The sequence below is a fragment of the Streptomyces sp. NPDC048603 genome, from assembly GCF_043199475.1.
In the GTDB taxonomy this organism is placed as follows: Bacteria; Actinomycetota; Actinomycetes; order Streptomycetales; family Streptomycetaceae; genus Streptomyces.
Window position 1 is genome coordinate 644,738 of record NZ_JBICVY010000001.1, and the last position, 12,767, is coordinate 657,504.

Annotated in this window: 7 protein-coding genes and 1 tRNA gene; 5 read left to right on the plus strand and 3 right to left on the minus strand. The window is 72.3% G+C overall.

The features are described from left to right. Positions 1-17 precede the first annotated feature (17 nt). Positions 18-2,462, minus strand: a complete 2,445-nt coding sequence (locus tag ACGFQ9_RS03115) for a hypothetical protein (RefSeq protein ID WP_393570563.1) — start codon at positions 2,460-2,462, stop codon at positions 18-20. A gap of 3 nt (positions 2,463-2,465) precedes the next feature. Further along, a tRNA-Gly gene (locus ACGFQ9_RS03120) sits at positions 2,466-2,539 on the minus strand. Positions 2,540-2,757: 218 nt separating this feature from the next. On the opposite strand from ACGFQ9_RS03120, the gene ACGFQ9_RS03125 reads away from it, so the two are divergent. Continuing rightward, positions 2,758-3,063: a cupin domain-containing protein gene (locus ACGFQ9_RS03125; RefSeq protein WP_393570565.1), complete on the plus strand. Its 306-nt coding sequence runs from the start codon at positions 2,758-2,760 to the stop codon at positions 3,061-3,063. Between the two features lie 127 nt (positions 3,064-3,190). Here ACGFQ9_RS03125 and ACGFQ9_RS03130 read toward each other — a convergent pair whose 3' ends face one another. Next, complete coding sequence (locus ACGFQ9_RS03130; RefSeq protein ID WP_393570566.1) at positions 3,191-3,562, minus strand: hypothetical protein; 372 nt, start codon at positions 3,560-3,562, stop codon at positions 3,191-3,193. 355 nt (positions 3,563-3,917) lie between these two features. Here ACGFQ9_RS03130 and ACGFQ9_RS03135 point away from each other — a divergent pair, with 355 nt between their 5' ends. The 4 genes from ACGFQ9_RS03135 to ACGFQ9_RS03150 all read left to right on the plus strand — a co-directional run bounded on the left by ACGFQ9_RS03135 (position 3,918) and on the right by ACGFQ9_RS03150 (position 12,707). Beyond that, positions 3,918-7,358, plus strand: a complete 3,441-nt coding sequence (locus ACGFQ9_RS03135) for a hypothetical protein (protein ID WP_393570568.1) — start codon at positions 3,918-3,920, stop codon at positions 7,356-7,358. Further along, complete coding sequence (locus ACGFQ9_RS03140) at positions 7,355-9,562, plus strand: hypothetical protein (RefSeq protein WP_393570569.1); 2,208 nt, start codon at positions 7,355-7,357, stop codon at positions 9,560-9,562. Before ACGFQ9_RS03135 ends, ACGFQ9_RS03140 begins: the two co-directional genes overlap by 4 nt. A gap of 294 nt (positions 9,563-9,856) precedes the next feature. Continuing rightward, complete coding sequence (locus ACGFQ9_RS03145) at positions 9,857-11,563, plus strand: enoyl-CoA hydratase-related protein (protein ID WP_393570571.1); 1,707 nt, start codon at positions 9,857-9,859, stop codon at positions 11,561-11,563. A gap of 88 nt (positions 11,564-11,651) precedes the next feature. Then, complete coding sequence (locus ACGFQ9_RS03150) at positions 11,652-12,707, plus strand: hydrogenase expression protein HypE (protein WP_393570573.1); 1,056 nt, start codon at positions 11,652-11,654, stop codon at positions 12,705-12,707. Positions 12,708-12,767: the final 60 nt, after the last annotated feature.

Sequence of the window (12,767 nt, forward strand, 5' to 3'; positions counted from 1 at the left end):
GCGCACCGCCGGGCGGGTCAGCGGGCGGCGCCGGCCGGGCGCGGGCGCATCCAGTGGCCGGTCGTGGTCCAGCCCTGGAAGCGGCGGGCCAGGCCGCCCAGTGCGGTGCCGTCCGCGTCGAAGGTGCCGCCCGCCGCGACCAGGCGCAGTCCGGCGACCGCCGGGGCGAGCCTGGCCGCCGCGTGCCACGGCTGCCCGGCGGCTTCCACCGCCAGCCGCTGCACGAGCGCGGCCTGCCGGCCGGGCGGGCACAGCGACAGGAAGAACAGCATCTGCCGCCAGGCGTACGCCGCGTCCTTGATGGTGCCGAGCGGACGCGGATGCCCGTGGACGCGGGCGACGAGCCGGCACACCGCCGAGAAGCTCTCCCCGGCCAGGGCCTCCCAGCCCGCCTCCGGGGCGATGCCCGCGTGCCGCACCAGGACCGCCAGGTTGTGGGTGGTCAGGATCTGCGCCTGTTCGATGACCGTGCCGTTGCCGGCCGGCGACCAGGAGCGCGACGCCTCCGTCCCGGCCCGCTCGCCGCACAGCCGGTCGAACGCGGGTGCCGTCCGGGCCGGACCCGTCCGGCCGAGGCCGTCGGCGGCGTGGACCACCGCCATGTTCCGTACGGCGGCGCAGTCGATCCCGTAGTAGCGGGCGTAGAGGCTGCCCTCCAGGAGGTCGGCCGCGGTGCGCGCGGCGGTCAGGAACTTCGGGCTGAACGTCCCCATGAAGATGTCGGCCGCGAGCTCCTCGGTGAACGGCGCCGGGAGGTCGGCCCGGCGCGCCAGGTGGGACATCTCCCGCACCAGCGGGTTGGGCAGCAGCGTGCCCGGGAACGCGCCGACGGCCAGGTCGCCGAGCCGGCGCAGCGCGGCCTCGGCCGCCGCCCGCGCCCGGGCCTCGGTGTCGGCGTCGCTGCCGTGGCCGGCGACCGCCCGGACCCAGGGCAGTTCGTCCACCCGTACCTGGTGCGCCAGGTTGAGCAGCAGCAGCGAACGCCGGTTGCGGAACGCCCGGTACGTCGCCGCCGCCAGGGTGCGCAGGGCCGGGTCGGCGTAGCGCTGCGCCGTGGCGTTGGCCACGAGCTGCGGGACGAGTTCGGCGAGCACCTCCGCGGACGGGACCAGGCCGCGCGCGACGAGCTCCTCGGGCGGGGCGCTGAGCGCGGTGCGGACCACCTGCCGCAGGCGCGGCGGGACGACGGTCCCGGCGGGCAGGCCCGTCCCGGCGGCCTCCGCCTCCGTGACCGGGGCGAGCGGCCCGTCGACGTCGGGCGTGCCGGCCCGCCGGTCCAGCGGCGCGAGCCGGTCCGCCACCGCGGCGGCGATCTCGTGGTGGGCCGGCAGGGCCGCCTGGCGGGCCTGCACGGCACGCAGCCGGGCGTGCTGCTCCGAACCGGGCAGGCCCCGCTTGGCGACCACCGAGGTCACGGCGTGGCGCAGCAGCCCGGCGAGCCGGGGCACGAGCGGGCGGCCCGCGGCGGCCTCCTCCAGGGCCCGCAGCATGATTCCGGTGTTGGACTTCGGGTCACGGTGCTTGCGGCACCGCGTGTGGGCGGCCGCGAGGGCGCGGTAGCGCTCCAGCAGCGCGGCGGCCCGCACGCGCGCGTCCGCGCCGGCCCGCGGGCCGGACGGGCGCGGGCCGGCGGGGCGCGCAACGGAGGACGGCGCAGCGGCGACGTCGGTGACGTCGGCCACGCCGCTCACATCGGCGTGCTCCAGCCAGTAGACGAGCAGTTCGTCCTCGAAGGGCCGCCAGATGCCGAGGGCCTCCCGCTGGGTCTCGATCGCGGACTTGGGCCCACGGGCGCGCAGCGCGTCCGAGACCTCGCCGACGGTACGCCGGTGCACGGCGCTCACGTCGGGCGCGGGCCGGTCGGTGGGGCGGGGCAGGAAGCGCAGCCGGTCGGCGAACGGCTGGAGCTCGGTCACCAGGGCAGCGGCCGTCTCGAAGTCGTCGGCCCGCACGAGCCAGGCGACGGTCAGCAGGGCCCCCTCCTCGGGCAGGGACACCTCGTAGCGGCCGGTGTCCAGCAGCCGCCACAGCTCCGCGAGCCCCTGCTCCGTCAGCGCGTGCGCGAAGAGCGCGGCCCGGTCGGCGGGCACGCCGGCCCGGCGGGCGGCGTCCTGCTCGTACGGGGCGAGGGGACCGCCCGCGGCGGGCGTTCCGGTGGCGAATCCGCCGCGGAGTACCTCGGGAGTGACCCAGGCGGGCAGTCCGGCGACCGGAGTCCGGGAACCGATGCTGAGGCTGCCGTCCGCCATGCCCGCCAGCACCGCACGCCACTTCTGCATCCGGCCGGCGGCGCGGTCGCGGGTGGCCGGGTCGGCGTGCGACACGGAGGTGCGCAGCGCACGTGCCAACTGGCCCGCGGCGTACGCGGGCGAGGCGGTGTCGAGGCCGGCCGTCGCGGTTGCGGGCGCCCCGGCGGAACGGCCGGGGTTCGTCGGATGCTGCTGGTCAGCGTTCTCGTTCATAAGCCGGCGTGGCAGGATCCGCCCCTGCGCCCCCCGGGTAGGAAGCCCGGTGCTCTGACTGACTGAGCTACACGCCGTTCGATACCGCCGACCCTAGGCGGCGCCTTGCGGGCGTGGCAATCGAATTGCGGTCCGCCCAAGTGCCCTGCAGCACGCTCCCGTACGCCGCCGGGGAGAGGCTTTGCCAAACGGTCGACCGGCGATCGTCCCTGCTCGGATAGCTTTCCGGCATCCGTTGAAGATGAAGGGCGGGCTGCCTGCGCCGTGGTGGAAGCAGCCTGCGGGGAGGCGCACCATGAGTTCGATCAACGTCCTGGACACAGCGGCCGCGCTGCCGGCTGCCTGGAGCTCCCGTTCCCTGGGAACGGTGGGGACGGCCTGTGTGAAGGTCCTGCGTATGGACGGCAGCCCGGTCGAGGAGGAGGTTCACGGGGTCGATGAGGTGCTGCTGGTGCTCGACGGGCGGCTGGAACTGCTGGTGGAGGGCCTTGAGGTCGCTGTGGAGTCGGGCGAGATCTACCGGATGCCGGCAGGCACTCGACACGCTGTCCGTCCGGGCAGCCGCGGCACGCTGGTGATCGTGGAGGTACCCGGAGCGTGAACCAGCGCACCCGGCCCCAGCCGGGCCTCGGTCCGGACGCGGACCGGTAGCCACTGGCCCTGCTCGGCCAGGTCCGTTCACCGGGGCCTCTGACGGCGGCAATGATCTCGCGTTCCGGCAGGCGTGTTCAGACCTCTTCGTCCATGCCGATGGCGTCCTCCAGGTCCTTTCGCGCCCCGCCCTGGCGGTTTTCCAGTTCCTCCAGCAATGCCTTGGCGATCGCGTCGAGCTTGCGCTGGATCGCGTGTTCGGCTCGGCGTTCGGAGTTCTTGAGCAGGGCGAGCAGGAGGAGGGAGACCGCGGCCATCGCATCTCCCACGAGGTGCTGCCACTCGATGGGCAGTCCGAGGACGTGCACGGTCACGAACGCGGCGACCAGGGCCACGCAGAAGCAGGAGAACAGGGCAGAACTGGTGAAGTTGGAGGCCAGCTCGGCGAGGCGCTCGAACCAGCCGCCACTGCCGTCCTCCCGCCGCTTCGCCGGGTGCTGGAAGGCCATGCCGGGCGCCTGCCCGTTCCACGGCCCGGCACACCTTGCGCGAGGCCCGGACCGGCTGCCCGGCGGTGCTCCACCCAGCGTTTGAGAACACGTCGACCCTGGGGTATCACGGTTAGGGGGCTTTTTTCTTGCCGGACCGCCGGGGCCACACCTGGCAGGGCTCCGGCCGGAGTGACCGACTGACCGGCTCACGACCGTGAGGACTCGGCTCCGCGGGGTCGTCGGGCGAGCGGTTCCGTGCGCCGAAGCGCGAGGCCCGAGGCTCTCTCCGCCTGTACGCGTCAGGCCGCGTGCGCGAAAGAACCGGTGCGTGGTCCTGCCGCTTCGCGGCGCCCCGATGTTGGGAGGATCAGTGGTGACGACCACCGCAACACCCGAACGCGCGCGGCGCGTGAGGGAGGCCGCGGGCACACCGGCGACCCCCTTGCAGGTCAACGTCACGCAGGAGCTCAGCCATGACGTGATCATGGCGGCCACCATCCCGGTCGACACGACCAGTGAGACTCCGGTGGCGGTCTTCGACAACCCCGCCGGCGGCGGCGTGCCGGGCAACACCCGGCCCGAGGCACTGGCCGTCGTACCGGTCCAGGATGCGCCACCGCAGTTCGCGCACATCGCTCCCGACACCTCGGCGGACGGCGGTTGGACGAAGCGCACGCCGTTCGGCGGGACGGAGGCCGTGGAGGTCGCCGCCGGCACCGCCTATCCGGGCAGCTCGCAGTCCGCGGTCTACGCCTTCCTGTCCGACGGCACCACGCTGCGCACCAGCCTGCTGCAGTCGGACGGCGTGACCTGGAGCACCCCGCAGCCGGTGGGGGACCGCGCCGTGACCGGTCTCCGCGCCGCCTACAGCCCCGCGGGCCGTCTCGTGCTGTACGGGGCGGACCCGGACGGAAACCTGGTGACCTGTTACCAGCAGGCGGTGGGCGGCCCCTTCACCATGACCGTGTGCTCCCTGCCCGGCGGACTGGGCGGTGACTTCCGGCTCGTCCTCACCGACGAGTCAAGCTGGACCCTCGTCGCCAACATCGGAGAGGCACCGATGCTGGTCCTCGGCGCGCTGGGAGACACCGCGGCCAGTGTGGCGGACCTGCCCGAGTACGACGGCACGCTGAAGCAGGTCGTGGTCGGCTTCTGGAATCCCGTGGTGAACACCGCCGTCTTCGCCCTCGTCGACACCGATGACACCTTGCGTCTGTGGAGCCAGACCCCCCTCACCACGGTGGTGCAGTCGCCCGGGCCGGCCCTGTCCACGGCGTCGGCCACCGGGCACGTCTCCACCGACGACTCACTGCACCTCTACGTCCAGGACACCTCGCTCAAGCTCTGGGTGCTGCACATGGACCCGGACACGCCCTGGAACGAGGACGGCACGCCCAACTGGTCACCGCCGATCCCCCTGGACACGGGGATCGCCGGAGTGGCGAGCTCGGGCGTCCCGGCCGACGCACCGACCCTGTTCGCGATCGACGCGGCCATCGGCTCGCTGCGGCTGCACGTGCAGGATCCGCAGACCCTGATGTGGCGCAGCGGCACGGTGCTGGCGTCGTCCGCCGAGGCCACGGCCTACGAGGTCGTCCGCTACCGCACCGAGGCCAGCGTCATGGATGCCAACGGTGCGCCGGTGCCCAACTATCCGGTGACCTTGGCAGCCGCGGCGGGCAGTTCGGCGTGCGAGCTGTCCTGTGCCGGCTCCACCGTCACCGTGGGCAGCGAGCCGGTGAGCCTGACCACCGACGCAATGGGCAAGCTCACGATGGCCATGCTCGTCACGGCCGGGCTGTCCGCTCCCGCCATGACGCTGGACGCCGAGGGCCTGACCGCGCCCATCGACGTGCGGCCCGCATCCGGGGTCCTCACCTATCTGTCCGGGAAGGGCACCCTGAACCCGACACATCCGGATGGCCCGTTGCCGCAGTTCGACGCCGGCGGTGACACGCTGACGGCGGCGGTCGTGGACGGAGGGCCGCTGGCACCCGGCGCCACGGGCAGCACGGCCCCGGTCGCCGCGGCGGGCATCCAGAACACGGCGCAGTCCGGTCTGGGAGGTGATTCGTCCGGGAGGGCGGGCTACCGGCTCCAACTGCGGGGCCGCGAGCCCCGGTTCACCATCCTGCGCACCCCGGAGGAACTCGCGCGGGCGCTGTCCGAGGCGGGCGGGGAGCCGGACAGCTTCTGGAGCGACATCGAGCGGTGGGCCGGAGACATCTGGGAGGGCATCAAGAACGGCCTGGTCGACATCGTCGACGCCGTCGTGGACGCCGCCACCGCGATCGCGACCTTCACCGTGCAGATCGGCGACGAGATCGCCAAGGGGATCAACCTCGCGGTGGCCGGGATCGAGCAGGCCGCTCACTTCATCTCCGGCGTGTTCGCCTGGGTGGAGGCCGAGGTCGACAAGGTGATCGACTGGCTCAAGGCGCTGTTCGACTTCGGCGCGATCTGGCGGACGAAGATGGCCTTCGAGCAGGCCATCAACCTGCTTCCGGCGTACGTGAAGGCCTTCGTCGACCACTACGGGAGCATCGCCGAAGGGTGGTTCACCGCCCAGGAGCAGAGCGCGAAGAAGGCCTTCACCGCGGCGGTGAACGCCGCCGAGGGCCGGCAGTTCAACGCCCTGCCCGGATTCCAGCAGCCGCCGCCCAGCACCAGCCCCTCCCTCGTCGGCAGCACCACGGCCGCCGACTACTCCCAGAACGTCCATCACAACTGGCTCCAGGACAAGGTCAGCTCCTCGGCCCCGGAGGACACCGGGCTGTCCGCCTACCAGCCCGCGCAGGACCCGTGGCAGGCCTTCAGCAGCCAACTGTCCAATGCGGAAGGTGACTTCGTCGGCGCGATCTCCGGCTTCGCCGGTGCGCTGCAGACGCTGATCGAGCACCCGGACACCTTCGGCACCACAGGGGTCGCCGACCTGCTGACCGGCGTCGAAGGGCTCGTCGACTCCGGCCTCGACCTCGCCGACGCGATGGTCTCCGCCTACATCGGCCTGTCCGACATCGCCATGGACGGCCTGACGGAACTGCTCGCCCAGGAACTGGACTGGGGCCCGGTCAACACGCTGTGGCAGTGGATGGCCGACGCCGCGGGCTACCCCGACGACGGCCGGCTGACCGTCGGGGCGCTGACCGCGATGCTCGCCGCCTTCCCCACCACCGTGGTGTACAAGCTCGTCGAAGGCGCGCACGGCGAACCGTTCCCGAGCGGTACGTTCGCACCGGGCAGCGGCCTCGCGAGGGGTGGGCTCCCGGGCGAGGTGCCGGAGGGATACCGGATCGCCTCGGGAATCCTCCAGGCCTTCTACTACATCCCCGCCATGATCAGCGACCTGCTCGGGCCCAAGGCCCCGGGGTGGGTCACCCTGACGGGGCTCGTGTGGACGGGACTGATCTGGGCGACGTACCACGGGCTGTCCATCGAGGACGTGCTGGAGGGCGGAGCGATCGCCCTGGTTGCGCTGGTGCTGGTCCTGAAGGCCGTCCCCATGGCGGCGTTGCAGGTGCTGCAGGAGCAGCTCAGCCCCGTCTCCACGGACATCGCGGCCGTCGTGCTCACCCTCGTCGGCGTGGCGGAGCTGACCCTCACCGGGTACGAGACCGCGGAGCACGAGCTCGACGACTATGAGATCGCCGCCGGATTCCTCCTTCCGATCCCCGACGCCCTCGCCTTCCTGAATCTCGGCGTCATCCGCAGGAGCGCCGCCGGACCGTATTGCATCGGCGCCAAATGCGTCTTCGACTTCGTGGGCTGCGTGCCCGGCGGAATACTGCAGATGAAGAATGCGATCGCCTCATGACACTCCACGCCCCCGCCCCCGCCCCTGTGCATGCCGGAGACCCGCCGGTGCTCAACACCCAGGGATGGGACGCCGTCTGCGCCATGAACGCCGAGCAGGTCTCGGCACTGTTCCGCCTGCAGTACCTCACGGACGGTCCCACCAGCCCGGTTCGCCCCGTCCGGGTGGCCTTCACCGACAACACCGACTTCGTCCTCGTCGACACCGTGCTCGGCCCGCCGGAGTTCTCCTTCTCCGGCGACAACGGCGAGGCCCAGTGCCAGTTGTCGATGTTCCTCGTGTCCGGCAGCCTGCTGCGCGTCGACCCGATCAATTCCGTGGTGCGCAGCGTGCTGCCGGTCGAGCCGCGCTCGTCATGGCTGAACGGCCCGGTCCGGCTCAGCAGTGTGCAGGGCAGCGACAGCGAGATCGGCTCGGTGACGCTCAACCTCGCGGACGCGGCGTACCAGCCCACCGTCAGCGGGATCGAACCCGGATCGACGGTGCTCACCGAAATGGGCACCGCCCTGCAGACCTACTTCGCCACGCAGCAGACCAGCTACCCACTGGGCACCGTCCAGCAGAGCGGGGTGCCCGCCTGCCTCCAGCCGACCGGGTTCGACATCGCCGTTCAGCAGAACCCCGGCAGTGCCGATGACGGCGCGGTCCTGCTGCTCATCAAGACCAACGGCAGCGGCTCGACCACGGTCGGTCCCCTGCCGGTGTACCCGATCCCCGACGGCGACACGGCCGCGTTGCTGGTATCCGGAGAGGTCCTGTTCTCCTCGTTGATCGCCCCCACACTCACCCAGGAGTTCTCCGCGATCGGCACGACGTTCTCTGCGCAGCAGAGCAACGGGGCCTATCAGGTCGACGGCTCCGGGGGGCAGCTCGACCTGGGCTGCTTCCCGCCCACTCAGCCGACCGACGGCAACGATCCCTGGACGTCCGACGACCACGGCTACTTCCAGAAGGTCGTACTGGTCCCGGGTTCCTTCACCGTGGCACCGAACAGCGACTCTCTCGTGTCGACCTGGACATGCTCGTTCGAACAGTATTTCTCCGAAACCCAGTCCACCCCCTACGGGCCCTTGCAACCCATCGTGTCCTGCACCCTCGACGCGAATGTCACGACGACATTCGCAGCGACAGCCGATCCCCTCACCGACATCGTGAGCTTCTCCGGTACGGCCGCGGCCACGCTGACGCCGGACAATCCCGGAAGCTGGTGGGACCACTGGTGGACCAACACCGTCGCAGACCTGCCCTCCGACATGAAGACCGCATTGCAGCAGAACCTGCAGGCGGTTTTCGGAGCAGTGCAACTTCCCGACGTGGACACCTTCGCCCTGCAGAACCTGCTCTTTCCCTCGGCGCAGGTGCTGCGGCTCGCAACGGCCGGCGTCCCCGGCGATCTGCAACTGACGGGCCGGATCGAATCCACGCTCACGGTCAGCCCGCCCACTGCCACACTGGCCCCCACGGGTCGGCAACAGTTCACCGCCGCCAACGCCGGATCGCCCGCACAGGTCGCCTGGGAGATCCAGCCACCGCTCGGCACGATCGACTCCGGAGGCCTCTACCAGGCGCCCGACGCCGTGGAGCAGCCCACCGTGATCATCGTGACCGCCATCGACCAGGCCGACGCCTCACTCGTGGGCAAGGCCATGGCAGTGCTGGCACCCGCGGCACCCACAAGCGGCGACACCGTCACACCGACGGCCCTGACACTCACCGCCGGGCAGAGCTACCCCGTGCTCGTCGTCGACTCCGACGGCCGGCCGGCCGACGCGACCTGCACACTCTCCCCACCAGGAACGGGGACGCTCACACAGGGCTACTCCACCGGCTCCTGGATCTACACCGCGCCGACGGCGGTGACCCAGCCTGAGAGCGTGACCATCAGCCCCGGTACGTCCGGGAACCCGGCCACCGTCCAACTGGCGCCGACCACCACCGTCACGATCACGGCATCGGCAACAACGCTGAACCCCGGCGACACCGTGACCCTCACGGCGGACGCCGACGATCTGGATCAGGTCTCCTGGCTCGTCTTCCCGACCGGACTCGGCACGCTCAGCACCACCGACGGCAGTGCCTCGGCGACGTTCACCGCCCCCGCGTCGGTCCAGACCGAACAGAGTGTCGCGGTCATGGCCTGGGGCCAGGACCCCGACATCGGCATCGGCATCGGACTGGGCAGATTGACGGTACTGGCCGGCTGAGCCTCCGGGACGAGGTCCGGACCGGGCGCCCGGATGGCGCGAGGGCCCGCCGGTACGCCCGCCGACCGGCCCTGACGGGCACCGCTTTCGGGTGACCTCGCTGCCCGGCGGCACCGCTGCGCGGCGAGGCCTCCCGGATCATCGCTGGCGGCCGGTCATGCCACGGGGCGCGGTCGACGGGCCACGGAGACCGGGTGTCCGTCGCGCTGACGGGGCATGCAGCCGACGCGACCGGCCGGCCCCGCCCGCCGGCCCCCGTGTCACCGACCACCGCCCCCGAACGCCGGAGACCACGTGCACATCCTGCTCGTCGCCAGTGCCTTCAACAGCCTGACCCAGCGCGTCCACACCGAGCTCCGCGAGCACGGCCACCAGGTGGCCGTGGAGCTCGCCGTGCCCGGGGTCTCCCTCGCCGCGGCCGTCGACCGCCACGACCCCGACCTGGTCCTCGCGCCGATGCTGCGCACCGCGCTGCCGGAGGAGGTCTGGGCGCGGCGCACCTGCCTGATCGTGCACCCCGGGCCGCCCGGCGACCGGGGCCCGTCCTCCCTGGACCACGCCCTGCACGACGGTGCCGCCCGCTGGGGGGTCACCGTGCTGCAGGCCAACGCCGAAATGGACGCCGGGGACGTGTGGGCGGCCGCGGAGTGCGAGGTCCCGGAGGCCGGCAAGAGTTCGCTGTACCGGGGCGAGGTGGCCGACGCCGCCCTGGAGGCGGTGCTGCTGGCCGTGGAGCGCTACGCGTCCGGGACGTACGCACCGCTCCCCCAGGGGCCGGCGGCGGCCCGGCCGCCCGTGCGGCAGGCCGACCGGCGCATCGACTGGGCGCGGGACTCCACGGCGCGGGTGCTGGCCCGGCTGCGGGCCGCCGACTCACAGCCCGGCGTACGGGACGAACTGCTGGGCGCGGAGTGGTACCTGCACGGCGGGTACCCGGAGGACCGGCTGCGCGGCACGCCCGGTGCCCTGCTGGCCACCCGGGCCGGGGCGGTCTGCCGGGCCACCGCGGACGGGGCCGTCTGGATCCCCGAGCTGCGTGCCGTACGCGCCTCCGGCGGGCCGGCCCCGGTCAAGCTGCCGGCCACCCTGGCGCTGGCACCGGCGCTCGGCGGTCTGCCGCCGGAGCTGCCGGAGGTGCCCGCCCCGCCGGGGCCGGCCGGGCGCGGCACCTGGTCGGACATCGGCTACCACGAGGAGGGCCAGGTCGGCTTCCTGAGCTTCTCCTTCCCCGGCGGGGCCATGAGCACCGACCGCTGCCGGCGGCTGCTGGACGCCTACGAGGCCGCGTGCTCCCGCCCCACCTCCGTCCTCGTCCTCGGCGGCGGCCGCGACTTCTTCTCCAACGGCATCCACCTCGGCGTCATCGAGGCCGCGGAGGATCCCGCGGCCGAGTCCTGGGCCAACATCAACGCGATGGACGACCTGGTGGAGGCGGTGCTGACCACCACCGACCGGCTGGTCGTCGCCGCGCTGGGCGGCAACGCGGCGGCCGGCGGAGCGATGCTGGCCCTGGCCGCCGACGAGGTCTGGTGCCGGGCCGGTACGGTCCTCAACCCGCACTACCGGCTGATGGGTCTGTACGGCTCGGAGTACTGGACGTACACCCTGCCGCGCCGGGCCGGTGCGGCCGCGGCCGAACGGCTGATGGCCGAGGCGCTGCCGATGGGTGCCGCCGCCGCGGTCCGGGCCGGCCTGGCCGACCGTACGATCGGCTGCTCCCCGGACGCCTTCGCCGGGGAGACGGCCCGGCTGGCCGTCCGGCTGGCCGCCCTGCCCCGGGCCCAGGCCCGGATCGCCGCGAAGAAGGAGCGGCGCGAGCGGGACGAGGCGGAGCGTCCGCTCGCCGAGTACCGGGCGGCCGAGCTCGCCCGGATGCGGGCCGTCTTCGACGACCCCGGCGCGCCCTTCCACGCGCTGCGCCGGGCCTTCGTCCGCAAGGAGCCCCTCACCGGCACTCCGCCACACCTCACGGTGCGTGGTCACCGGACCGGCCGAACATGACAGCGCACCGACCCGGACCCCCTGCTAGCAAGAAGGGTGGGGCCGTGTACCGGCCCCTCCCCGACCACCTCCCCGAGGAGGCATCCGCATGAACGCCAGCCCCGCGGTCGCGGCGGACGACCCCCCGATCCACATCCTCTGGATCAATGCCGGCCTGAGCTGCGACGGGGACTCCGTCGCCCTCACCGCCGCCATGCAGCCGAGCATCGAGGAGATCGTGACAGGCGCCCTGCCCGGCCTGCCGAAGATCCAGGTGCACTGGCCGCTGATCGACTTCGAGTGCGGGCCGGTGGGCGGCGCCGACACGTTCATCGAGTGGTTCTTCAAGGGCGAGCGCGGCGAGATCGATCCGTTCGTGCTGGTCGTCGAAGGATCGGTGCCCAACGAGCAGATCAAGCGCGAGGGCTACTGGTGCGGTTTCGGCGACGACCCGGAGACCGGGCAGCCGATCACCACCAGCGAGTGGATCGACCGGCTGGCGCCGAAGGCCCTCGCCGTCGTCGCCATCGGCACCTGTGCGACGTACGGCGGCATCCACGCCATGGAGGGCAACCCGACCGGCGCCATGGGCGTGCCGGACTACCTGGGCTGGAACTGGAAGTCGCAGGCCGGGATCCCGATCGTGTGCGTGCCGGGCTGTCCCATCCAGCCCGACAACTTCGCCGAGACGCTCACCTACCTGCTCTACCAGGCGGCGGGTTCGGCCCCGATGATCCCGCTCGACGACAAGCTGCGTCCGGCCTGGCTGTTCGGGAACACCGTGCACGAGGGCTGCGACCGGGCCGGCTACTACGAGCAGGGCCAGTTCGCGCACACCTACGACTCCCCCAAGTGCCTGGTGAAGATGGGCTGCTGGGGGCCGGTCGTCAAGTGCAACGTGCCCAAGCGGGGCTGGATCAACGGGGTCGGCGGCTGTCCCAACGTGGGCGGCATCTGCATCGCGTGCACCATGCCCGGCTTCCCGGACAAGTTCATGCCCTTCATGGACGAGCCGCCCGGCGCGAAGCTGTCCACCACGGCCAGCGGCGCGTACGGCGCGGTGATCCGCAAGCTCCGGGCGATCACCGAGCACACGGTCGACGAGGAGCCCAAGTGGCGCCGGACCGGCACGAAGATCACCACCGGCTACCGGCCGCCCTGGTGACCTCCCCTGCCCGCTCCTCCCGCTCCTCCCGCTCCCCCCACCCCCTCAGCTCCCCCTCAC

Bases quoted from the DNA above. Each gene is read 5' to 3' on its own strand.
- ACGFQ9_RS03150 (WP_393570573.1), top strand. From the start codon at position 11,652: ATGAACGCCAGCCCCGCGGTCGCGGCGGACGACCCCCCGATCCACATC.
- ACGFQ9_RS03125 (WP_393570565.1), top strand. From the start codon at position 2,758: ATGAGTTCGATCAACGTCCTGGACACAGCGGCCGCGCTGCCGGCTGCC.
- ACGFQ9_RS03115 (WP_393570563.1), bottom strand. From the start codon at position 2,462: ATGAACGAGAACGCTGACCAGCAGCATCCGACGAACCCCGGCCGTTCC.
- ACGFQ9_RS03140 (WP_393570569.1), top strand. From the start codon at position 7,355: ATGACACTCCACGCCCCCGCCCCCGCCCCTGTGCATGCCGGAGACCCG.
- ACGFQ9_RS03130 (WP_393570566.1), bottom strand. From the start codon at position 3,562: ATGGCCTTCCAGCACCCGGCGAAGCGGCGGGAGGACGGCAGTGGCGGC.